20 protein-coding genes are annotated in these 23,114 nt (G+C 66.0%); 6 read left to right on the forward strand and 14 right to left on the reverse strand.

Annotation, left to right across the window (positions count from 1 at the left end):
• Positions 1 to 37: 37 nt before the first annotated feature.
• Positions 38 to 757 (forward strand): transcriptional repressor LexA, encoded by a 720-nt coding sequence (gene lexA, locus VE25_RS12920; protein WP_046109051.1) that lies wholly within the window; start codon positions 38 to 40, stop codon positions 755 to 757.
• Between the two features lie 72 nt (positions 758 to 829).
• On the opposite strand, the gene VE25_RS12925 is transcribed toward lexA, so the two are convergent.
• On the reverse strand, positions 830 to 2,659 hold the full coding sequence (locus VE25_RS12925; RefSeq protein WP_046109052.1) for an IlvD/Edd family dehydratase: 1,830 nt from the start codon (positions 2,657 to 2,659) through the stop codon (positions 830 to 832).
• A gap of 260 nt (positions 2,660 to 2,919) precedes the next feature.
• Here VE25_RS12925 and VE25_RS12930 point away from each other — a divergent pair, with 260 nt between their 5' ends.
• The 3 genes from VE25_RS12930 to VE25_RS12940 are packed head-to-tail and all read left to right on the forward strand — an operon-like array spanning position 2,920 to position 5,339.
• Positions 2,920 to 3,840: a 2-dehydro-3-deoxygalactonokinase gene (locus VE25_RS12930; RefSeq protein ID WP_046109053.1), complete on the forward strand. Its 921-nt coding sequence runs from the start codon at positions 2,920 to 2,922 to the stop codon at positions 3,838 to 3,840.
• Between the two features lie 12 nt (positions 3,841 to 3,852).
• On the forward strand, positions 3,853 to 4,467 hold the full coding sequence (locus tag VE25_RS12935) for a 2-dehydro-3-deoxy-6-phosphogalactonate aldolase (protein ID WP_046109054.1): 615 nt from the start codon (positions 3,853 to 3,855) through the stop codon (positions 4,465 to 4,467).
• Entirely contained in the window at positions 4,464 to 5,339 is an 876-nt protein-coding gene (locus VE25_RS12940) for an SMP-30/gluconolactonase/LRE family protein (protein ID WP_046109055.1), read from the forward strand. The genes VE25_RS12935 and VE25_RS12940 overlap by 4 nt, the downstream gene beginning before the upstream one ends.
• Positions 5,340 to 5,349: 10 nt before the next feature.
• Here VE25_RS12940 and VE25_RS12945 read toward each other — a convergent pair whose 3' ends face one another.
• On the reverse strand, positions 5,350 to 7,494 hold the full coding sequence (locus VE25_RS12945; RefSeq protein ID WP_046109056.1) for a ComEC/Rec2 family competence protein: 2,145 nt from the start codon (positions 7,492 to 7,494) through the stop codon (positions 5,350 to 5,352).
• 220 nt (positions 7,495 to 7,714) lie between these two features.
• Here VE25_RS12945 and gltX point away from each other — a divergent pair, with 220 nt between their 5' ends.
• On the forward strand, positions 7,715 to 9,133 hold the full coding sequence (gene gltX / locus VE25_RS12950) for a glutamate--tRNA ligase (protein ID WP_046109057.1): 1,419 nt from the start codon (positions 7,715 to 7,717) through the stop codon (positions 9,131 to 9,133).
• Between the two features lie 158 nt (positions 9,134 to 9,291).
• Complete coding sequence (gene gltA / locus VE25_RS12955) at positions 9,292 to 10,581, forward strand: citrate synthase (RefSeq protein ID WP_046109058.1); 1,290 nt, start codon at positions 9,292 to 9,294, stop codon at positions 10,579 to 10,581.
• On the opposite strand, the gene VE25_RS12960 is transcribed toward gltA, so the two are convergent.
• The 12 genes from VE25_RS12960 to rpsB form a co-directional block, all read right to left on the reverse strand.
• Positions 10,582 to 11,724 carry a lipid-A-disaccharide synthase gene (locus tag VE25_RS12960; RefSeq protein WP_052731945.1) on the reverse strand — a complete coding sequence of 381 codons (1,143 nt, stop codon included), beginning with the start codon at positions 11,722 to 11,724 and terminating at the stop codon, positions 10,582 to 10,584.
• Position 11,725: 1 nt separating this feature from the next.
• Entirely contained in the window at positions 11,726 to 12,541 is an 816-nt protein-coding gene (gene lpxA, locus VE25_RS12965; RefSeq protein ID WP_046109059.1) for an acyl-ACP--UDP-N-acetylglucosamine O-acyltransferase, read from the reverse strand.
• 1 nt (position 12,542) lies between these two features.
• The gene (fabZ, locus tag VE25_RS12970; protein ID WP_046109060.1) at positions 12,543 to 13,025 is read right to left on the reverse strand and encodes a 3-hydroxyacyl-ACP dehydratase FabZ; all 483 of its coding nucleotides are present in this window, start codon (positions 13,023 to 13,025) and stop codon (positions 12,543 to 12,545) included.
• The gene (gene lpxD, locus VE25_RS12975; protein WP_046109061.1) at positions 13,025 to 14,047 is read right to left on the reverse strand and encodes a UDP-3-O-(3-hydroxymyristoyl)glucosamine N-acyltransferase; all 1,023 of its coding nucleotides are present in this window, start codon (positions 14,045 to 14,047) and stop codon (positions 13,025 to 13,027) included. The genes fabZ and lpxD overlap by 1 nt, the downstream gene beginning before the upstream one ends.
• A 74-nt stretch (positions 14,048 to 14,121) precedes the next feature.
• Positions 14,122 to 16,170, reverse strand: coding sequence for an outer membrane protein assembly factor BamA (gene bamA / locus VE25_RS12980; protein ID WP_160299985.1), 2,049 nt, complete (start codon positions 16,168 to 16,170; stop codon positions 14,122 to 14,124).
• 254 nt (positions 16,171 to 16,424) lie between these two features.
• Positions 16,425 to 17,561 (reverse strand): RIP metalloprotease RseP, encoded by a 1,137-nt coding sequence (rseP, locus tag VE25_RS12985; RefSeq protein WP_046109062.1) that lies wholly within the window; start codon positions 17,559 to 17,561, stop codon positions 16,425 to 16,427.
• A gap of 37 nt (positions 17,562 to 17,598) precedes the next feature.
• The gene (locus VE25_RS12990) at positions 17,599 to 18,456 is read right to left on the reverse strand and encodes a phosphatidate cytidylyltransferase (RefSeq protein ID WP_046109063.1); all 858 of its coding nucleotides are present in this window, start codon (positions 18,454 to 18,456) and stop codon (positions 17,599 to 17,601) included.
• Positions 18,453 to 19,214 (reverse strand): undecaprenyl pyrophosphate synthase, encoded by a 762-nt coding sequence (gene uppS / locus VE25_RS12995; RefSeq protein ID WP_046109064.1) that lies wholly within the window; start codon positions 19,212 to 19,214, stop codon positions 18,453 to 18,455. The genes VE25_RS12990 and uppS overlap by 4 nt, the downstream gene beginning before the upstream one ends.
• 32 nt (positions 19,215 to 19,246) lie before the next feature.
• Complete coding sequence (gene frr / locus VE25_RS13000) at positions 19,247 to 19,807, reverse strand: ribosome recycling factor (protein WP_046109065.1); 561 nt, start codon at positions 19,805 to 19,807, stop codon at positions 19,247 to 19,249.
• 33 nt (positions 19,808 to 19,840) lie between these two features.
• Positions 19,841 to 20,551 carry a UMP kinase gene (pyrH, locus tag VE25_RS13005; protein WP_046109066.1) on the reverse strand — a complete coding sequence of 237 codons (711 nt, stop codon included), beginning with the start codon at positions 20,549 to 20,551 and terminating at the stop codon, positions 19,841 to 19,843.
• Between the two features lie 201 nt (positions 20,552 to 20,752).
• Positions 20,753 to 21,679 carry a translation elongation factor Ts gene (gene tsf, locus VE25_RS13010; protein ID WP_046109067.1) on the reverse strand — a complete coding sequence of 309 codons (927 nt, stop codon included), beginning with the start codon at positions 21,677 to 21,679 and terminating at the stop codon, positions 20,753 to 20,755.
• A gap of 73 nt (positions 21,680 to 21,752) precedes the next feature.
• Positions 21,753 to 22,535 (reverse strand): 30S ribosomal protein S2, encoded by a 783-nt coding sequence (rpsB, locus tag VE25_RS13015; protein ID WP_046109068.1) that lies wholly within the window; start codon positions 22,533 to 22,535, stop codon positions 21,753 to 21,755.
• Between the last annotated feature and the right edge of the window lie 579 nt (positions 22,536 to 23,114).

Below are 23,114 nucleotides of genomic sequence, written 5' to 3' on the forward strand. Positions count from 1 at the left end.
TTCAGTCTTTGTTCTGATTCCGGCTCGAGGGGCACCGATGCTGACGCGCAAACAACATGAACTCCTGATGTTCATCCACGAGCGGATGAAGGAGAGCGGCATTCCTCCCTCGTTCGACGAGATGAAGGAAGCCCTTGATCTGGCATCGAAATCCGGCATCCACCGGCTGATCACCGCGCTCGAGGAGCGCGGCTTCATCCGGCGCCTGCCCAACCGGGCCCGCGCGCTCGAGGTGGTCAAGCTCCCGGATTCGATGAACCCGTCCCTCGGCGGACGCAAGGCGCGGTTCGAGCCGAGCGTCATCGAGGGCAATCTCGGGCGCGTCGCGGCCCCTCCGCCCCGCTCCGAAACTTCAGGGGACAGCGATAGCGGCCGGCCGGTCTCCGTGCCGGTCATGGGGCGCATCGCGGCGGGCGTGCCGATCGAGGCGATCCAGACGCACTCGCATACCATCGCCGTGCCTCCGGAAATGCTGGGCGCTGGCGAGCACTTCGCCCTCGAGGTGCGCGGCGACTCGATGATCGAGGCCGGCATCTTCGACGGCGATACGGTGCTGATCAAGAAGCAGGATTCGGCCGGTACCGGCGACATCGTCGTCGCTCTCGTCGATGACGAGGAAGCAACGCTCAAGCGCCTGCGCCGGCGCGGCAATTCCATCGCGCTCGAGGCCGCGAACCCGGCCTACGAAACCCGCATCTTCGGGCCCGAGCGGGTCAAGGTTCAAGGCCGGCTTGTCGGCCTTTTGAGGAAATACTGATCCCCGTCGCGCGTTCGGTTGGATTCGTTAATAGGGCCGCTCCTTGAGAGCGGCCCTATCTGTTTGCACCGATCAGTGATTGTCGCGCGGGATGCCGTTGGTCTGGGCGATCCGCTGGTAGGCGACGGCGGGTTTGAGCACGGCGCCGTTGCCGAGCTGGTCGACGATGCCGCGCTGGATTTCCTGCCAGGGGGTCTGGTGGGCCGGGAACTTGTAGCCGCCGGATTCGGCGAGCTCCTGCCGGCGCTTGGCGACCTCCTCGTCGGATATGAGGATGTTGGCCTCACCCTTGTTGAGGTCGATGCGCACGCGGTCGCCGGTCCGCAGGATGGCGAGATTGCCGCCGGCAGCTGCTTCGGGAGACGCGTTGAGGATCGAGGGCGAGCCCGACGTGCCCGACTGGCGTCCGTCGCCGATGCAGGCAAGCGAGGTCACGCCCTTCTTGATGAGGTAGTCGGGCGGCCGCATATTGACCACCTCGGCGGCGCCGGGGTAGCCGATGGGCCCTGCCCCGCGCATGAAGAGCAGCGTGTGCTCATCGATGTCGAGGGACGGATCGTCGATGCGGTGGTGGTAGTCCTCCGGCCCGTCGAACACCACGGCCTTGCCTTCGAAGGCGTTGGGGTCGTTCGGATCGGAGAGATACCGCTCGCGGAATTCCGGGCTGACGACGCTGGTCTTCATGATGGCGTTGTCGAAGAGGTTGCCGCGCAGCACGAGGAAGCCGGCCTCGGCCTTCAGCGGATCGGCGAACGGCCGGATGACCTTGGGGTCCTGGATCGCGGTGTGGCGGCAGTTCTCGCCGATGGTCTTTCCGTTGACGGTCGGCGCGTTCTCGTGGATGAGGCCCTCCTTCATCAGCTCGTTGACGACGGCCGGAACGCCACCGGCATGGTAATAGTCCTCGCCGAGGTATTCGCCGGCCGGCTGCAGGTTGACCAGCAGCGGCACCTTGTGGCCGTGCGCCTGCCATTCGTCGATATTGAGGTCGACGCCGATATGGCGGGCGATGGCGTTGATGTGGATCGGCGCGTTGGTCGATCCGCCGATGGCCGAGTTGACGACGATGGCGTTGAGGAAGTTGTCCTTAGTGAGGATGTCGGAGGGCTTCAGGTCCTCGTGTACCATTTCGACAATGCGCTTGCCGGTGCGGTAGGAAATTTCCTGACGGTCGCGATAGGGCGCGGGAATGGCGGCGGAGCCCGGAAGCTGCATGCCGAGCGCCTCGGCCAGCGAATTCATGGTCGTCGCCGTGCCCATGGTGTTGCAGTAGCCGGTCGAGGGCGCCGAGGAGGCGACGAGCTCGATGAACTGCTCGTAACCGATCTCGCCGGCCGCCATCATCTGGCGCGCCTTCCAGACGATCGTGCCCGAGCCCGTGCGTTCGCCGCGATGCCAGCCGTTGAGCATCGGGCCGACGGAAAGGGCGATGGCGGGGATGTTGACGGTCGCAGCGCCCATCAGCATGCCGGGCGTGGTCTTGTCGCAGCCGATGGTCAGGACGACGCCGTCGAGCGGATAGCCGTAGAGCACCTCGACGAGGCCGAGATAGGCGAGGTTGCGGTCGAGCCCCGCGGTCGGGCGCTTGCCGGTCTCCTGGATGGGGTGTACGGGGAACTCGATTGCGATACCGCCAGCCTCGCGGATCCCCTCGCGCACGCGCTCGGCAAGCACGATGTGGTGGCGGTTGCAGGGAGAGAGGTCCGATCCGGTCTGGGCGATGCCGATGATGGGCTTGCCGGACTGCAGCTCCTCGCGCGAGACGCCGTAGTTCATGTAGCGCTCGAGATAGAGCGCGGTCATGTCCGGGTTGTCCGGATTGTCGAACCATGCGCGCGAGCGCAGTTTTTTGGGCGCAACCGATTGCCCGTTCGCGGGAACGTCGGCCTTGCTTGCAGTCATCGGATGTATCCTCACGTCATGCCGCCGGGCGCGGCAACCTCCTCAAGATAGGCTCTTCTAGCCCGGCGAGGAGCCCCAAGGAAACAGATTTTGTTCCGGATTTCAAAGTTTGCGATACAAATCCGAAAAACGGGTTCATGAGGCGGGCCCCTCTCTCATCTTAGGCTCCTCATCCCGATAACATCTTGGACCGATTCGCCCGGATCGGTTATGTGGAAGGGCGCGGCGCAAGGGGCGGCGCCGCGAACGAGGGGAAAGCGTTGAGTAGCCAGACGAGTTGGATTGCGGTCGACTGGGGCACGTCGAACCTGCGGGCATGGGGTATCGGGCGAGATGGCTCGACGACCTTTTCGGCAAGTTCGGAAAAGGGCATGGGCCGGCTCGAGCGGGAGCAGTATCCGGCGGCGCTGAGTGAAGTTATCGAGGCGCGCGCGAATGGGATCGAGACCGTCGATGTCCTGATCGCCGGTATGGCGGGCGCGCGGCAGGGGTGGCTGGAAGCCCCCTATCTCGATGCGCCGGCGGACCTGAGGGGGCTCTCGGCCGGGGCCGTTTCACCCTCGATGCCGAAAGAGTTCAGGGTGCGCATCCTGCCGGGCGTCTGCCAGAAATCTCCCGGCGCCGAGAACGTCATGCGCGGCGAGGAGACCCAGCTTCTGGGGCTCAGCCGCCTCATTCCCGGCTTCTCGGGGGTCGTGTGCATGCCCGGCACGCACTCGAAATGGGCGGTGCTCGACGGCGTGCGGCTCGAAAGCTTTGCCACCGCGATGACGGGCGAGCTCTATGAAGTGCTGCGGCAACACTCGGTGCTCCGTCACTCGCTCAACGGAAATCTCGACGGACCGGGGCGAGAGGAAGGCTTCCGCGAGGGGCTCGAGGCTGGCCTTTCCCACCCGGACCTGCTGACAGGAAACCTCTTCACCGTCCGGGCGGCATCCCTGCTCTCGGGCAAGGAGGCGGACTGGTGCGGCGGCTACCTTTCGGGGCTGCTCATCGGCAGCGAGATTGGCGGGCGTAAGGAGTGGGTCGGCAAGCAGGAGGTGCCGCTCATCGGCTCGCCTGGGCTCTGCGCGCTCTACACGCGCGCGATCGAGCAGCTCGGCGGCTCGGCGCGCACGATCGATGCCTCCGAGGCGATCCTCACCGGCCTCAAGGCCGCCCGCGAATTCGATTCCCACTAGACGGAGCGGCTCATGTCCGAACACCGCCATATCATCGCGATCCTGCGCGGGATCACCCCGCAGGAAACCATCGCCGTGTGCGAAGCCCTGATCGAGGCCGGCATCACGATGATCGAGGTGCCCCTCAACTCGCCCGATGCGCTGACCAGCATCGCACTCGCTTCCAGCGCCCTTTCGCAGCGGGCGCGGATCGGGGCGGGGACGGTGCTCAGCAAGAAGCAGGTGCGCGCGGTCGCCGAGGCGGGCGGCACGTTCATCGTTTCGCCGGACACCAACAAGGCGGTGATCGAGGAGACGGTCGAAGTCGGGCTGGGCTCCTATCCCGGTGTCTTCTCGCCGACCGACGCATTCCGCGCCATCCGCGCCGGGGCCACGGGCCTCAAGTTCTTCCCGGCCGAGGTGCTGGGACCCAAGGGGATCAAGGCGATGAAGGCGGTGCTGCCGCCGGAAATGCCGGTCTACGCAGTCGGCGGCGCGGCGCCGAACAATTTCGCCGAGCTCTTCGCGGCCGGATGCACGGGCTTCGGCCTCGGCAGCTATCTCTACAAGCCCGGCACGGAAGCTGAAGCCGTCGCCGAGCGGGCGCGGGCGGCTGTCGCGGCCTATGACGCGGGGAAGACGGCATGACGCTGACGGCAGACCTTCTCATCGATTCGCGCTGCCAGCTCGGCGAAGGCCCGTTCTGGCATCCGCTGCGCAGCGAGCTCTTCTGGTTCGACATCAACGAATGCACGATGCTGTCGGCGACGGCAGCCGGCTCCATCGTCCAGACCTGGACGTTCGACGAGGCGGTTTCGGCCGCCGCCGTCATCGACCACGAGCATCTGGCGATCGCGACGGAAACGGGCCTGAAGCGCATCGACCTCGTCAGCGGCCGGCAGGAGCTGATCGTTCCCATCGAGGCGGACAATGCCGCGACCCGATCCAACGACAGTCGTGTCGACCGGACGGGCGGCTTCTGGATCGGCACGATGAGGAAGCAGGAGGAGGAACCTGGCGGCGCGGTCTATCGCTACCGCGGCGGGGAGCTCAAGCGCATCCTCTCCGACGTCAAGATCCCCAACGCCATCTGCTTTTCGCCGGACGGGCGCATCGCCTATTTCAGCGACACCCCGAGCAAGCGCATCCTCAAGTGCCGGACCGATCCGGATACGGGCCTGCCGGTCGGCGAGTGGACGCTCTTCTCCGATGTTTCGGATCACCGCGGCTACCCGGACGGGGCGGTGACCGATGCCGAGGGGTTCGTGTGGAACGCCCGCTGGGGCGGGAACTGCGTGGTGCGCCATGCGCCGGACGGCTCGGTCGACCGGATCATCGAGCTGCCGGTGAGCCAGGTCACCTGCCCCGCTTTCGGCGGGCCGGACTACAGAACCCTGTTCATCACATCGGCCAGCAAGACCCTGAGTCCGGAGCAGTTGGCGCGCGAGCCGCACGCGGGCAGCGTCTTTGCCATCGAGCTGGACGTCGCGGGATTGCCGGAGCCAGCGATAACGCTCTAGCAGCACGTCATCAGGGCGCGACACGCCACGGGCGGTCGAGGGTGGTGATTGCCGGGCGGATATCGAAGCGGCCGGCCGATGCATTCCAGCGCAGCCAGTGGACGCCGCCGCGGTCGAGGTCGACGATGTCGATGGTCTGTGTCTTCTCGCGGCAGGATGGCGGCGCCCGCAGCCGCGTGACGACGAGGTCGTTGCGTTCGCAATCTTCCGCGAATGCCTCGCGATTCTTGACGAGGGCGAGGGAGAAGTCCTCGCCCGTATGGATGCAGCCGAAACTGTCGCAGCGGGTATTTTCCAGCGAGGGGGCGATCTCGAGGCCGTAGGTCTCGGACCAGACGTCGGTTGCAAAGCTGCCCGTGCGGCCGGAGATGAGACCCATCCCCTGCCCTTCCCGGATGGCGACGGCCTGGGTGGTGTCGGCGGCGAGAACGTCGGGCCGCTGGTCGAAGCCGAAGGCAAGGACAAGCGGCAGCGCGAGCAACGGTCCGGCGAAGCGCCAGCGGCTCGGGACGAATGCGAACCAGGCGAGCGCCGTGATGCCGATGATCAGCGCGGCGGGCGTCAGCAGCGGGTTTGTCTCTAGCCCGGCGCTCCAGCCGGCGACCAGCACGGCTATATCCATCATGCGATCGATCCCCCAGCCCAGCACTTCGACGAAGGGCTGCTCGATGCCGAACGGCATGGCGAGGACCGAGAATACGCCGAAGGGCATGATGACGAAGGAGAGGACCGGCAGGGTCATCACGTTGGCCAGCACGCCGAGCGGCGCCGTCTGCTGGAAGTGGTAGGCGGCAAAGAGGAGCGTGGCGAGGCCGGCGACGAGGCTTGTCCAGGCGGTGGCCCAGACGGCCGAGATGCTGCGCCCGAAGAGTCCCTGCCGGCCTTCGCGCGGCTGGCGCGGCAATTCGTAGACGCCGATGAGGGCGACGACCGCGGCAAACGAGAGCTGGAAGCTGGCGCGGAAGACGTCGGCCGGATCGATGAGCAGGATGACAAGAGCGGCCAGCGCCACGTTGCGCATGGTGAGCGCGCGCCGGTCGGCGAGCACTGCGCCGAAGATCAGCACCAGCATGAGGGTTGACCGGAAGGCCGGCGTGTTGGCGATGCCGCCGGCGAGCAGGAGATAGCCAACGGCCGCGACGATCCCGGCGACCGCGGCGATTTTCTTGGCCGGCAGGGAGCCGGTGAAGCCGGCGAGCGCTGCGAGCATCGCGCGCACGACGAAGAAGACGCCGCCGGCAACGATCGACAGGTGCAGGCCGGAGATGGAGTAGATGTGCGCCAGGCCCGAATTGGCCATGGCGTCGCGGGTCGCGTCATCGATGTTGCTCTGGTCGCCGACGAGCATGGCCCAGGCGATGGCCGCCGAAGGTCCCTCGAGAACGGCATCGACGCGCTGCCCGATGGCTCGCCGGATACCGTCCACGCTGCGCACGGGATTGAAGCTCTCGTCGCGTGCGATGACCTCGAAGCCGCTGGTCACGTTGCCGTAGGCGCCGATGCCGGCGAAATAGGCGTGGAACTGGCTGTCGAAGGCGCCCGGAAGGATGGGGCCGGGAACGCGCGCGAGGCGCAGGTTGGCGCGGATGCGGTCTCCGGGCGCGAGCGCCGGTTCGGCCGGCGCGACGAGCCGCGCCCTGCGGATGTCGACGGGTCGCGTGCCTTCGCCGGGCGCCAGTTGCGAAACGACGATGCGGCGCTGATCCTGGGTCTGCGAGAGTATCTCGTCGACGACCGCCTCGAAGGTGCCGTACGCGGGGCGCGTCAGCATCTGCGTGCCCCAGAGGAGACCGTGAACGGGCATCAACGCCAACCCTACGCCGGCGGCAAGGGCGAGCGCGGCGGCGCGCTGCAGCAGGGGGCGGGACGAGGACACAGCGGCAATCATGGCAAAGAGCAGGACCATGCCGAGCACGGCGCCTTGCAGCGGCTCCTGCGGCAGCCCCGCGTAGACGATCAGGCCGCCGATCATTGCGAACGGCAGGAGGATGAGCAGTCGCCGCGCCTCGAAGGCCCATGCGAGATCGGCGAGCAGCACCGCGTGCCAGCGAGGCTTTTGCGCGGACCGGCGCAATTGCGGCAGCACGAGACGCGTGCGGCCCTGCGGCCGAACGGGCAACGGCGTCTCGACGGACGTCGCAACCTCCTGCGTCACTGTCGCCCCCGCTCCAGCGCCCCCCGGGGGATTGCTATCTTGCGAAGGCGGCCCATCGTTTCGAGATGGCCAACGCAGATGCGCGATCCCTGGGTGCGTCCCTGCCCCGGCGCGCAAGCCCCCCGCTGGGGGCTGCGGCGGGGCCGCCGTCAGCCGCACTTGCGCTGCCGACAACCTATGCTACACACGGGGCCCAATTCGTCCAACCGTTCCGGCGTCGATGTCACAACAAGTCGTCACTCGCTTCGCTCCCTCTCCGACGGGCTACCTGCATATCGGCAGCGCCCGCGCGGCGCTGTTCAACTGGGTCTTCGCGCGCAAGACCGGCGGCAAGATGCTGCTGCGCATCGAGGACACGGACCGGGAGCGCTCGACCGAGGAAGCGATCGAGGCCATCTACGACGGCCTCAAATGGCTGGGACTCGAATGGGACGGCGAGCCGATCCTGCAGTTCGGCCGCGCGGCGCGCCATGCCGAGATCGCGCACGAGCTGCTGGCCCGCGGCCAGGCCTACAAGTGCTACTGCACGCCCGAGGAGCTGGCGCAGATGCGCGAGGAAGCGCGCGCGGCTGGTTTGCCGCCGCGCTACAACGGCTACTGGCGGGATCGCGATCCTTCCGAGGCGCCCGAGGGCGTCGCGCCCGTCATCCGCATCAAGGCGCCGCTTTCCGGCGAGATCGTCGTCGACGATCACGTCCAGGGCAAGGTCGTGTTCAAGACCGAGAACCTCGATGATTTCATCATCCTGCGCTCGGACGGCACGCCGACCTACATGCTGGCGGTGGTGGTCGACGATCATGACATGAACGTCACCCATATCATCCGCGGCGACGATCACCTGACCAACGCCGCCCGGCAGATCGTCATCTACAACGCCATGGGCTGGAACATTCCTGAGATGGCGCACATCCCGCTTATCCACGGGCCGGACGGGGCAAAGCTCTCCAAGCGCCATGGGGCGCTCGGGGTCGGCGCCTACCGGCAGATGGGGTACCTGCCCGCCGCCATGCGCAACTACATCGCGCGGCTCGGCTGGAGCCACGGGGACGAGGAGATCTTCTCCACCGAGCAAATGGTCGAATGGTTCAGCCTCGACGGCCTCAACAAGGGCGCGGCGCGCTTCGACTTCGTCAAGCTCGAGAGCGTCAACGGCCACTACATCCGCGAGGCGACGCCGGACTACCTCTATGAGGTGATGGTGGCGACGGCCAGGGAAGTCGGCCGCGAGGACGACCTTGCCGGGCTCGCCGCCCACAAGGAGACGGTGCTTGCAGCTCTGCCCGAGCTGCAGCCGCGCGCCAAGACGGTTCTCGAACTCATCGACCTGGCGCAGTTCATCTATGCCAACCGCCCCATCATCATCGACGAGGCGGCCGGCAAGCTTCTGACGGGCGACGCGCGCGTGACCTTGAGGGAAGTCCACGAACTCCTGCGCGGGCTCAACGACTGGTCGGTGCCCGCCATCGACGCTGCGATGCGCGCCTTTGCCGAGGCCAAGGGCCTCAAGCTTGGCAAGATCGCTCAGCCGCTGCGCGCCGCGATCACCGGTCGCACAGTTTCGCCGGGCATTTTCGAGGTCATGGTGCTGATAGGAAAGGACGATAGCCTCGCCCGCCTGTCCGACCAGATCACGAGCTGACGACTTCCAGGGCGGGTAGGCGCCGCTTACCCGCCAGTTGCCTCCACGGGGGAAAAGGAATACCCCGAAGGCAAACCCCGAGGCCAATTTCAAGCATATTGGTCCCGCCATTTCCGCCCCCTCCCCCGGAGGCGCCGCGGACCATCGAGGAGAGCTAAATGACCGAGAAAGTCGCCAAACTCACGCTCGGAGATCAGACCTACGAGTTTCCGGTGCTGGAGGGGTCTGTGGGGCCGGAGGTCATCGACATACGATCTCTCTACTCCAAGACCGGCCTCTTCACCTACGATCCGGGTTTCACCTCGACGGCGGCGTGCGACAGCTCGATCACCTACATCGATGGCGACAAGGGCGAGCTCCTCTACCGGGGGTATCCGATCGACCAACTGGCCGAGAAGAGCAGCTATCTGGAGGTCTGCTACCTGCTGCTCTATGGCGAACTGCCGACCAAGTCCCAGCTTGCCGAGTTCGACGACCTGGTGACGCGCCACACCATGGTGCATGAGCAGATGCACTATTTCTACCGCGGGTTCCGGCGCGACGCGCACCCGATGGCGGTCATGACCGGCGTCGTCGGCGCCATGGCGGCGTTCTACCACGACTCCACCGACATCAACGATCCGCAGCAGCGCGAGATCGCCTCGATCCGCATGATCGCCAAGATCCCGACGCTGGCGGCCATGGCCTACAAGTATTCGATCGGCCAGCCGTTCGTCTATCCGCGCAACGACCTCGACTACGCCTCGAATTTCCTGCACATGTGCTTCTCGGTGCCGGCCGAGGAATACAAGGTCAATCCCGAGATCGCGCGGGCCATGGACCTGATCTTCACGCTCCATGCCGACCACGAGCAGAACGCCTCGACCTCGACCGTGCGGCTTTCGGGCTCGTCGGACGCCAATCCCTTCGCCTGCATCGCGGCAGGCGTCGCCTGCCTCTGGGGCCCGGCGCATGGCGGGGCGAACGAGGCGGCGCTCAACATGCTGCGCGAGATCGGCACCGTCGAGCGCATCCCCGAATTCATCGCCCGCGCCAAGGACAAGAACGATCCGTTCCGCCTGATGGGCTTCGGCCACCGGGTCTACAAGAACTACGATCCGCGCGCCAAGGTGATGCAGGAAACGGCGCGCAAGGTTCTCGACATCCTCGGCGTCGAGAACAATCCCACCCTGCAGGTGGCCAAGGAGCTGGAGCGGATCGCGCTCGAAGACGAGTACTTCGTCGAGCGCAAGCTCTATCCGAACGTCGACTTCTATTCGGGCATCATCCTCAACGCCGTCGGCTTCCCGACCTCGATGTTCACGGTGCTCTTTGCCGTGGCGCGCACCGTCGGCTGGATCGCTCAGTGGAAGGAGATGATCGCCGACCCGCAGAAGAAGATCGGCCGTCCGCGCCAGCTCTACAACGGCTCGCCGGCGCGCGACTACACGCCGATCAGCGCGCGCTGATCAGGGCGCCAGATGAGCAAGGACCCGGTCGGCCGGGTCCCGCCTCGGCGCTTCGGGCGTTCCCTGCGCCATGAGTTCCACAAGCTCGTCGAAGGCCTCGCCCTGGCTTCGGCGGGCTTTTTCGTTGGCCAACAGGTTGCGGGCTGCTGCGACCACTTCATCTACAGGCGGTTGCCCCCGGATGATCTCGGGAACGACCGGGCGGCCGAGGATGATGTTCGGCAGGCTTACCGCAGGGCGTCCGAGCTTGTCGTAGACCCGGGCCTGGTGCGGGTCCATGACGTAGACGGCAAGCATCGGTACGCCGGCCAGCGCCAGCTCGAGGGTGGCGGTGCCGGCAACGGTCACGGCGAGGAGCGTGCGGTCGTAGAGCTCGGCACGCCGGGCGCGGTCGGCGACGACCTCCACATTGATCGGCCAGGAGGCTGTTTCCGCCCCAAGGCTGGCGGCGAGCGACGGGAGGGTCGGAATGAAGAATCCCTCCCCCCTGCCCTCGTGCGCCATCGCCTCGGCGGCAGCGCGCATGATCGGCAGATGGCGGCGCAGTTCGCCCTCGCGGCTGCCGGGAAGCAGCGCGACGAGGCCGGTTTCGTTGAAGCGGGCGGGTTGCACCTCTGCCAGGGCGGGATGGCCGACATAGGAGGTCGGCGGGCCGCCGAGATCGTGCATGACCCTGGGCTCGAAAGGCAGAACGGCGAGGACTTCGGCGAAGAGCGGCTTGAGCCTGGCGGCGCGATGCGGCGAGCGCGCCCAGACGGACGGCGCGACATAGAGCAGGACAGGCCGATCGAATCCTTTGGCGCGCAGGCGCTGCGCCACGAGCTTGGAGAACTCCTGGGAATCGATGAGGACGGTGACGTCCGGCCGGCTTCTTGCGATGGCGCGGGCCGTCTGCTCGACCCGCCAGAGCAAGAGCGGCAAGCGGCGCAGTACGTCGCTGATGCCCATGACGGCGAGGTCGCTCATGGGGAAGAGGGAGACCAGTCCTTCGGCCGTCAGCTCATCGCCGCCGATACCGGTAAGCGCGAGGTCGACGCGCGGCCGCAGGCGCCTTACGAGATCCGCGCCGATCCGATCGCCGGACGGCTCGCCGGCGAGCACGAAGAGCTTCATGCCCCTGAGGCCGGCGGGCGCGACGCTCACCTCAGTCCTCGCTGGCGACTTGGCCGTTGCGGGGCACGAGGATGGGACGATCCGACGCCGAGGTGATGAAGGCCACCACGTCTTGCACCAGGTCGTCGTCCTTGAAGAGCTCGGCGGCGTCCTCCGTCCGCTCGCGCAGCGTTCCTTCGTTGGAGAAGATCATGCGGTAGGCCGCGCGCAGGCGATGGATCGCCTCGCGGTCGAACTGGCGACGCTTGAGGCCGACGAGATTGAGGCCGGCGAGGCTTGCCCGGTTGCCGACGGCCATGCCGTAGGGAATGACGTCGCCGTCGACCATGCTCTGCGCGCCGATGAAGGCATGGGCGCCGATGCGGGTGCGCTGGTGCACGACGACCGTGCCGCCGAAGGTGACGTTGTCGCCGATCCGGCAGTGGCCGGCGATGCCGACATAGTTGGCCATGATGACGTTATTGCCGATGATGGTGTCGTGCGCGACGTGGGCGCTCGCCATGATGAGGCACTCGTTGCCGACCTTGGTCAGCATGCCACCGGCGGCCGTGCCGGGATTGAGGGTCGCGGCCTCGCGGATGACGCAACGCTCACCGATCTCGAGCCGGGAGGCTTCACCCTTGTACTTGAGGTCCTGCGGCTGATGACCGACCGAAGCGAAGGGATAGATGCGGGTGCCCGCCCCAACGTGCGTGTGGCCTTCGACCACGACATGCGAGATGAGCTCGACGTCGGCGTCGAGCACGACATTCTCGCCCACGATGCAATATGGCCCGATCCTGACGTTCGCGCCGAGGCGCGCGCCGGAGGCCACGATGGCGGTCGGGTGGATGCTGACCGAGCTCACTCTATTGCGCCTCGACCATCATGGCGCCGATCTCGGCTTCGGCGACCACGACGCCGTCGACGATCGCCTTGGCCTCGTAGCGGCCGACATTGCGGCGGCGCTGGATCTTGCGGATGTGATATTCCAGACGGTCGCCTGGTTCGGCCGGCTTCCTGAACTTGGCCTTGTCGATGGTGAGCATCAGGACGATGTTCTTCTTGCCCGACATGGCGTCGTTGGCAATGACGATGGCGCCGGCGGTCTGGGCCATGCCTTCGATGATCAGCACGCCCGGGAAGATCGGCTTGCCGGGAAAGTGACCCTGGAAGATCGGCTCGTTGATCGTGACGTTCTTGATGCCGATAGCGGTCTCGTCGCCGTTGATCTCGATGATCCGGTCGATCATCAGGAACGGATAACGGTGCGGCAGGCACTCGAGAATCCGGGCGATGTCGAGGGTACCCAACTGAGTGCCCTCTCCTGTCCGGGCCAGGTCTGCATCCATCACCGTTGGTCCCCCTTGCTCAAGCGCCGCACGGTCGCAATCTCTTTCCAGAAGTCTCTTATATCCTGCGCGGGCGCCCCGGCAAGCTTGGAGCCGGCGGGCCAATCCTTGGTGATTGCCGCCCGTCCGTAGACCACGGAGCCGTCGCCGATGGAGAGGTGTCCGGAGGTGCCGACGCCCGCGCCCATGACCACGCCGTCGCCCACGATCGTCGTGCCGGCAAGGCCCGTGGTGGGGGCCAGCAGGCAGTTGCGCCCGAGGCGCGAGTTGTGGCCGATGACGACGATGTTGCCGAGCTTGGTGCCCTCGCCGATCACCGTGTCGCCCAGGGCGCCGCGGTCCAGGGTGGCGTTGGGACCGATCTCGCAGCGATCCTGCACGATCAGGCGGCCGAGCTGCGGGATCTTGCGGTTGGTCGACCCATGGTCCAGCCAGCCGAAGCCCTCCGTGCCCAATCGGGCGCCGGGGTGCACGACGACGTTGTTGCCCAGATGGGAGCAGTAAATGGTGCAGTTGGCGGCAATGACGCAATTGCGCCCGATGGTGACGCCCCGGCCGATGACCGTGTTGGGACCGATGACCGTATTGCGGCCGATCTCGACGCCCCGGCCGATCACGACATTCTCGCCGATCTCCACCCCTTCCTCGATCAAAGGTTCGGGCAGCCCGTCCCCCTTGCCGGAGGCAAGCGTGCGGGTGCTGTCCGGATAGAGGTATTCGAGAAGGTCGACGAAGAGTTCGTGGGGTTTGTCGGCGACGATGGCGACAGCGCCGACCGGAACCTCATCCGTGAGCGCGGCGGAAACGACGACGGCGCCGGCCGACGTGCCGCGCAGATCGTCTGCATAGGATTTGCTTGCCGCCAGGGCCAGGGTCTGCGGGGTCGCAGTGACCAACTCGTCGGCGCCGGAGATCAGCAACGTGCCGGCGCGGGGATCGGCCACCGCTCCGAACCCTACAGCCGCCAGCAGGCTGGCGAGGGTATCGGGCGGGGAAGCCTGAAAGAAGCGCGTATCAACCATGAAAGGCCACTCAATAATGGCAAGGGCCGCGGCGCGATCCGCCCGCGGCCCTCGAATTCAAGCACGCAGTGCGACTAGAGCGTGTTCTGCATGGTGAGCTGGAACACCTGGGTACGGTCGGTGTCCGACTCGGACAGCACGTGAGCGAAGTCGCCGCGCAGCGGCCCGAAGGGCGAATCCCAGATGATCGAGGCGCCGATCGAGGTGCGCCACGGCTCGTTCTCGCTGGCCGGATCGATGGCGAGACCGAAGGTGTCCGCGGCATCGCCGATCCAGCCGGCGTCGGCCCACACCGCTCCGCTGAGGCCATAGGTCTCGGGCAGGATCGGCACCGGGAACTCGATCTCGGCCGAGACACCGGCATACATGGTCGTGCCGACCGGCTCGCCGCTGAGGAGCTTGGGGCCCATGCCGCGCGAAGTGAAGCCGCGGACGAGCTGCGAACCCGGATGGAACGCCTCGACCGGATGCGCGACGTCGTCGCCGAACGCGTGGATCACGCCCGCCTGGCCGCGCACGCTGCCGATGATTCCGCTGTCTTCGAGCAACGGCATGAAGTAGCGGGCGCGAGCCTCGGTCTTCAGCAGGTTGAAGTCCATCCCGACGTACTGCTGGGTGAACGTGGCATAGAGACCCGAAGTCGGGCTCCGGCGATCGTCCAGCCCGTTATAGGTGAGCGTGTAGCCGCCGAACGCCTTCCAGAATTCCTCGCCATCGGTGACGAAGGCCGAGATCGGATCGTCGTCATCATCGACTTCCTTGCGCTCCATGCCGACGAACGGCGAAACGGTGAGCGATCCGGTCAGCGGCACGCCGATGCGGAACTGGCCGCCGGTCGCCTGGTAGCCGTAGAAGTTGCGCGAGGTCTCGTTGACGATGCGGTGGTAGAGGTCCACACCCGCCGAAACGTTGAGCCCCATGAAGTGCGGCTCGGTGAACGAGAAGTCGAACGTGCGGCCATTCTCGGAGGCGCCGATCGCGGCGCGCAGGAACTGGCCACGCCCAAGGAAGTTGCGCTCGGTCAGCGAAAGCTCGCCGAGGACGCCGTCCGAGGTCGAGTAGCCGACGGTCGCGCCATACTCGCCGGTCGACTGCTCGGTCACGGCAACGTTGATGACCACCTGATCCGGCGCGCTGCCCGGCTGGGTGGAGATATCCACGTTCGAGAAGTAGCCGAGGTCCATGACCTCGCCGCGGCCACGAGTAACCATCGAGCGGTTGAAGGGGTCGCCTTCGGCGAAGCCCAGCTCGCGACGGATCACGAAGTCGCGGGTCTTCTCGTTGCCGATGATATTGATGCGCTCGACATAGATGCGCGCGCCCTCGTCGACCAGGTAGGTGACGTTGAAGGTGCGGTTGGCGATGTCGCGCTCGAGACGCGGGCGAACGTCGGCGAAGGCATAACCCTGGGAGGTCGCCTCGAACGCCATGTTCTGCACCGTATCCTGCAGGTTGGAGATCGAGTAGTTGCCGCCCTGGCGCGTCTCGATGGTGCTGCGCAGCACATCGGCGTTGAGGCCGGGAATGCTGGTCTCGATGCCGATATTGCCGAAGTTGTAGCGCTCGCCTTCGTTGATCGTGAAGTTGATGAAGTAGGCGTTGCGGGTCGGATCGAACTCGCCGACCGAGGTCACCTGCACATCGGGGAAACCGCGGTTGGAGTAGTAGAGGCGGATCAGATCGCGGTCGATGGCGATCTTCTGCTCGTCATAGGTGTCGTCGCGCAGGAGCCAGCTGAGGATGCCGGTCTCCTTGGTGCGGATGGCGCTCTTGAGGTTGCCGGCACCGATGGAGTTGTTGCCGGTGAAGTTGATCGCGGCGATGCCGGCGCGGTCACCCTCGTTGACGACGAAGGTGACGCGCATGCGCCCACCCTCTGCCGCCTCGGCCCGCGGGGTGACGGTCACGCCGTTGAACCCGTCGCGCACGTAGGCCTGGCGGATGCTTTCGGCATCGGCGGCGGCGCGTTGCGGGGTATAGACGCCTGTCATGGCCACGTCGACCATGGCCTGGAGCTGCGCATCCGAGAACCGGCGGTTGCCCTCGAACAGCACTGAGGAGACCATCTGCTCCTGGGCCGTGGCAACGCTGACGCCGATGACGGGAAGGGACGTCCCCGCCATAAGCGACGCGACACTCAAAAACGCAAACGCAGGAATCAGGCCGCGCATCAGCTTGGTGGGTTGGGTCATATTTGTTTTAGCCTTCTGCGACATGGCTCCGGGAATCGCCACGCACAGCGCTCCCCCAAGCTAACTCCGTTGAACGGTTTTACTGTTTTTTTAACCAAGGGCAAGGCGGAAGCCGCCGCGAGGTTAGCAAATGATTGGCGCGCTTGTATTCGTGCAACACCTTGCGAACGAAGGTTAAAGGAGCGTTACCCGACCGCACGGAGATAGGCGAAGAGGGTATCATTGAATAGCGTGAACACCATCAGGGCCAGAACGATCGCGAAACCGAAGCGGAAGCCGATCTCCTGCACACGCATGCTGAGAGGCCGGCCACGAACGGCCTCGATGACATAGTACAAGAGGTGTCCGCCGTCGAGCATGGGGACGGGTAAAAGGTTGAAAATCCCTATATTCAGGGAAAGCAGCGCCGTGAGGTTGATGAGCGCGACGATTCCGAGCGTCGCCACCTCCCCCGAAACCCTGGCGACCTTCACCGGGCCGCCGAGCTGCTCGACATCGCCGCGCCCGACGAAGAAGTCGCCCAGGAACTCGCCCGTGCGGATGACGATGAAGCGAATCTCCTCGACCGTCATGCCGACGGCTTCGACCGGGCCGGGACGGTAGAGCGTCAGGTCGGCCTCGCTCACATCCCGCGTCACACCGATGCGCCCGATGCGCTGCGTGTTGCCGAACCGATCCTCGACCTGGGTCGCCTCGGGCACGAGGGTGATGGTGTGCGCCTGCCCTGCCCGATCAAAGACCATCGAGATCGGCCGCTCGGGGCTGGTGGCGACGAGCCGCTGGAAATCCTCGAAGCCGTGCACGGCAAAACCGTCGACGGAGAGGATGCGGTCGCCCGTCTCGAGCCCGGCCTCCTCGGCCACCGATTCCGCCACCACCTCGCCGATCACCGGCGGGATGGTGTAGCGCCCGTAGCCGACGAGGAGCGCGTAGAGGATGAGGAAGGTCAAAAGGACGTTGGCGATGGGGCCCGCCGCGACGATGGCGATGCGCTGCCAGACGGACTTGTTGGTGAAGAGGTGCGGGCGCAGCGCCGGATCGATTTTCTCGATCGCTTCGCTATCGGGCACACTCGCGGCGTTCATGTCGCCGACGAAGCGGACATAGCCGCCGAGGGGAATCGCCGAGATGCGCCAGCGGGTGCCACGGCGGTCGTTCCAGCCGAAGAGCTCGCGTCCGAAGCCGATGGAGAAGGTCTGGATGGCGACCCCGTTCCAGCGGGCGACGAGATAGTGACCCATCTCATGGACGAAGACGATGACGGTCAGGACCGCCAGGAACGGCACGACGTAGGACAGAAGCCAGAAGACGAAATCGATCATCTCAACCCTTTTCGGCCGGTTCGGCGCTCGCCTGGGGTTACCAGTAGAGGAACCCTTCGGCAACTGCCCCTGCGCCGGCGTGCAGGAGTCCCACAACAGTGAGGAAGACTACGCCGAATGTGAGGCTGTCGAGCCTGTCCATCAAGCCTCCGTGGCCGGGAATGATGTCGCCGCTGTCTTTGATGCGGAAGCGGCGCTTGATGGCGCTCTCGCTGAGGTCGCCGAGCTGGCCGAGCACGCTGATGACGATCGAGAACGCGAGGCCTATCCAGAGGGGAGAATCGGTCGCGATCGCCCAGACCAGGGTTCCGGCGGCGGTGCCGAGGGCAAGCCCCCCGAGCGCACCCGACCAGGTCTTCGAGGGCGAGATATCGGGTGCGAGCTTTTCTCCGCCGATCTGGCGGCCGGTGAAGAACGCGGCCGAATCGGTCATCCAGACGACCGTTCCGAGATAGACGCCGGCCCAGATGCCGGCGCTCGTCGCGCCGCGCATCGCGACGGCCGAGGCGATGACGATGCCGAGGAACACGAGGCCGCCGAGGCGCCAGCCGACCTCGGCCCTGCCCTGGGTGGCGGCGACGACACAGGCGAGCGCGATGACGCCGGCTGTGCCGATGCCCCCCCACAGCGGAAAGACGAGGCCGGACAGCCCGACGAGCACGATCATCGCCCAGGAGGCCGGTCGGAGCGGCGCGCGGGTGACCATGGTCTCCCATTCCCGATAGACGCCGGCGAACACCACGCCGACGAGGCCGGCGAAGACATATCCGCCGATGGCGAGCGCGGTCGCGGTGAGGACGATCAGCACGATGGCGGAAGAGAAGCGCGGTCCGAGGTCGGCCCAGTTGCGCCGAGGCGTGGAGGCAGCAGGCTCGGATTGGCCACCGTCGCTCAAGTGATGCGCGCCTCGATTCCGCCGAAGCGACGCTCCCGCCTGGTATATTCCTCGAGCGCGCGCAGGAATATCTCCTCATCGAAATCGGGCCAGTATTCGTCGATGAAGATAAGTTCGGAATAGGCGCTCTGCCAGAGCAGGAAGTTGGAAAAGCGCTGCTCTCCGCTGGTGCGGATGATCACGTCCGGATCGGGAATGCCCGAGGTATAGAGGGCGCGCTCGACGGTCTCTTCGGTGATGTCGCCCGGCTCGAGCTCTCCGGCCTGGACGGCGCGAGCAATGCGGCGGGTCATCTGGGTGATCTCGGCCTTGCCGCCATAGTTGAAGGCAATGATGAGCTCCAGGCCCGTATTGCGGGCAGTCTTGGCCTCGACATCGGCAATCAGCCGCTGCATGGCCGGGTCCAGCCCGTCGCGCTCGCCGATGATGCGCACATGCACGTTGTTGCGCACCAGCTTTTCGAGATCGGACGCGACGAAGCGGCGGATCAGCCCCAGGATGAAGTTCACCTCGTCGCGCGGGCGGGTCCAGTTCTCGGACGAGAAGCTGAACGCCGTCAGATGCTCGACGCCGTAGCGGATGCACAGCTCGACCAGGCGCCGCAGGGCCTTGGCGCCGGCGACGTGCCCTTCGGTGCGCGGCTTGCCGCGCGCACGCGCCCAGCGTCCGTTGCCGTCCATGATAATGCCCAGATGCCGGGGAATCCGTAGCCCGGGCTTCTGGTGCGCATTGCTGTCGATGGCGGGGGTGCTGGACATGTGCTCGCCTTCGCGGCCGGGCCGGAACAGGCCTAGACCTGCATGATTTCCTGTTCCTTGGTCGCGACGATCGCGTCGATCTCGGCGACGGCGGCGTCGGTGGCCTTCTGCACGAGATCGGACTGGTTGCGGGCGTCGTCCTGGCCCATGTCGCCGTCTTTCTCGGCTTTCTTGAGCATATCCATGCCGTCGCGGCGCACGTGGCGCACGGCGACGCGGGCCTGCTCGGCATAATTGTGGGCGACCTTGGTCAGCTCGCGGCGGCGCTCTTCGTTGAGTTCGGGCAGCGGCACGCGGATGATCTGGCCTTCGGCGGCAGGGTTGAGGCCGAGGCCGCTGTCGCGGATCGCCTTTTCCACCGCGCCCGCCATCGAGCGGTCCCACACCTGGACACTGAGCATGCGCGGCTCGGGGACGGTGACGGTCGCGACCTGGTTGAGGGGCATGCGCGAACCATAGGCTTCCACCTGCACGGGCTCCAGCAAGCTCGCGCTCGCCCTGCCCGTACGCAGGCCCGCCAGCTCGTCCTTCAGCGAGGCGATGGATTTCTGCATGCGGGATTTGAGTTCGTCGAGTGAGAAGGTCGCTGCCATTTCCTGGTCCTCTTGGTTCTTCTTGTAGGTGGGCTAGCCGACGCGGGTGCTGCGCGCCTTGCCGTTCAATACCCCGACAAGCCCCTCCTTGTCGTCGAGCGCGTAGACAATTATGGGCAAGCCGTTGTCGCGGGCAAGGGCGAAGGCGGCCGTATCCATGACTCGCAGGTCGCGCCCGATGACTTCGTCGTAGCTGACGGTCTCGTAGCGGGTGGCGTCGGGGTGCTTCTTGGGATCGGCCGAATAGACGCCGTCGACCTTGGTCCCTTTCAAGAGCACGTCGCAGTCGAGCTCGATGGCCTTGAGGGCCGCGGCCGTGTCGGTGGTGAAGAACGGGTTGCCGGTGCCGCCGGCGCAGACGACTACGAAGCCCTCGTCGAGGGCGGCCTTGGCGGCCCGGGCGGTGAAGCTGTCGGCGACCGAGGGCATGGTCAGGGCGCTGAACACCTTGGATTTCATGCCCTGCCGGGAGATGGCGTTGGAGAGCGCCAACGAATTGATGACGGTGCCGAGCATGCCCATGAGATCGGCGGTCACCCGGTCGGTGCCATCTGCGGCGACGGCCATCCCGCGGAAGATGTTGCCGGCGCCGATGACGATGGCGACCTGCACGCCATCCTTGGCGACATCGGCGATCTGTCTGGCGACGGCGTTGAGGAAGTCGGGCTCGATGCCGAAGGATTGGTCCCCCGCGAGCACCTCGCCCGACACCTTCAGCAGAATGCGTTTGTAGGCGGATGCCATACACGACCCCTTGAGTACGCACGCCGGGCGCCGAATCCGCCGACCTCGGCCAAACCTAATGTATCGGGCACAGGCTGAGAACCGCCCGCGCCGAGCGCGATACATGCAAAAACTGCACTTGCAGGCAAATTGTGGCGGGACAATCGCCACCACACAGAAAAAGGGCGGGCTTTCGGCCCGCCCTTTTTCATTTGAGCGCGATCAGCGGGTGCCGGCGGTCGCCGCGACTTCGGCGGCGAAGTCGGTCTCCTGCTTCTCGATGCCTTCGCCGAGGGCGTAGCGCACGAATTTCGTCAGCTTGATCGGCGCGCCGACGTCCTTCTCGGCGTTCTTGATGGCGTCACCGACCTTGGTCTCGCCGTCGATGACGAAGGTCTGCGCGAGGAGGGTCACCTCCTCGTAGTACTTGCGCACGCGCCCCTCGACCATCTTCTCGACGATCTCGGCCGGCTTGCCGGACTCGCGGGCCTGCTCGGCGAAGATCGCGCGCTCACGCGCGACGACGGCCGGGTCGAGGTCCTCGGGCGAGATCGACAGCGGATTGGTCGCGGCGATGTGCATGGCGATCTGCTTGCCGAGCGCATTGAGCGCAGTCTTGTCGCCGGTCGACTCGAGGGCGACGAGGATGCCGAGGCGTCCCAGCCCTTCCTTGACGGCCGAGTGCACGTAGCTCGAGACGACGCCGTCGGAGACCGAGACGGTCTCGGTGCGGCGCAGGTTCATGTTCTCGCCGATCTTGGAGATGGCTTCGGTCAGCTCGGCCGAAACCGAGTGGCCGGTGCCGGGGAACGGCATCTCGCCGAGCTTGACGGCATCGCCGTCAGCGTCGAGCGCGAGCTTGGCAACGGCGGCGACGATCGCCTGGAACTGCTCGTTGCGGGCAACGAAGTCGGTCTCGGAGTTGATCTCGACGACCGCAGCCTTGGTGCCGGCGGTAGCAACGCCGACGAGCCCTTCGGCCGCGACGCGGTCAGCCTTCTTGGCGGCCTTGGCGAGGCCGCGGGTGCGCAGCCAGTCGACGGCGGCTTCCATGTCGCCATTGGTCTCGGCCAGCGCCTTCTTGCAATCCATCATCCCGACGCCGGTGGCCTCGCGCAGTTGCTTGACCATTGCAGCAGTGATTTCCATGGGTTCACCTCTTGGCGGCCCCTTTTGCGAGGGGCCGCAGATTTGAGTGAGAAGATGTAATCCGTGTGACGGATCAGTTGGCGGCAGCAGGCGTTTCCGCCTCGGTCTCGAGGGCCGGCTCGGCGGGAGCCTCCTCGGCGGCGCCAAGGTCGGCGCCGAACGCGGCCGACGAGCGGCCGATACCGTCGATGGCGGCGCGGGAAACCAGCGACACGTAGAGCTCGAGGGCGCGGCTGGCGTCGTCATTGCCCGGGATCGGGTAGTCGACCATGTCCGGATCGGAGTTGGTGTCGACGATGGCGACGACCGGGATGCCGAGGCGCCGGGCTTCCTTGATGGCGTTGGCTTCCTTGTTGGTGTCGATGACGAAGAGGAGGCTGGGCAGGTTCCCCATGTCCTTGATGCCGCCGAGGTCGCGCTCCAGGCGCTCCTGCTCGCGGCTCATCATCAGGCGCTCCTTCTTGGTGCGGCCTTCAAGACCTTCGGCCTCGAGCGCCTCGAGCTCGCGCAGGCGCGCGATCGAGTTCGAGATGGTCTGCCAGTTGGTCAGCATGCCGCCGAGCCAGCGCGAGTTGACGTAGTACTGGGCGCACTGCTTGGCCGCATCGGCAACGAGCGGGGCCGCCTGGCGCTTGGTGCCGACGAAGAGCACGCGGCCGCCATCGGCGACGGTGTCGGACACCAGCTGCGGCGCGCGGCTGAGGAGCGGCACGGTCTGGCTGAGGTCGAGGATGTGAATGTCGTTGCGCACACCGAAGATGAAGCGCTCCATCTTCGGGTTCCAGCGATGCTTCTGGTGGCCGAAGTGGACGCCGGCTTCGAGCAGCTGGCGCATAGAAAAATCGGGCAATGCCATGGTGGCTTTCTCCTTTACCGGTTATTGCCTCCACGAAGCCTTGCGACGGAAACCCGCCACCGGATGGACACCTGATTACAAATCAGGGGCCTGCTTCGTGTGTGAAATCGCGCCGGGGCGAAGCTCCGGACGCGTGCGCGGCTATAGACCAAGCTGGCGGGAAGCGCAAGCGGGCATGCCGATACGCCGCGCGGAAGGTTCTTTCCGTCGGTTCTTGTCCTTTCGGACACACGAATGCGGGGCGGCTTTCGCCTCCTATTTAGTTTTAGATGGGAAGCGTCAGCCGCCCCACACGCCGGGATTTGTGAGCCGTACACGAAGCATGCGGACGCTCGTTGATCCGCCGGTCCGTAACAGACACCCTGCCCGCCGGCGACCCGGCTGCCCCAACGCCCCCGCCCGACATCTCGTCAACGCCGCGTGTGTAGCGGCGGGGTGCGAGGAAGAGGATAGTGCCGGTGGACGGCGCGGGGATAAGTTTTTATTCTCGCAGCGGATCAATGGGTTGGGCACTGCCTCCCCTCCCCCTTGAGGTAGGGGTCGGGGGAAGTTTCGGTGGCTCCCTGACTCACCCCCTAT

Origin of the sequence: Devosia geojensis, from assembly GCF_000969415.1 — a bacterium.
Taxonomy (GTDB): Bacteria; Pseudomonadota; Alphaproteobacteria; order Rhizobiales; family Devosiaceae; genus Devosia; species Devosia geojensis.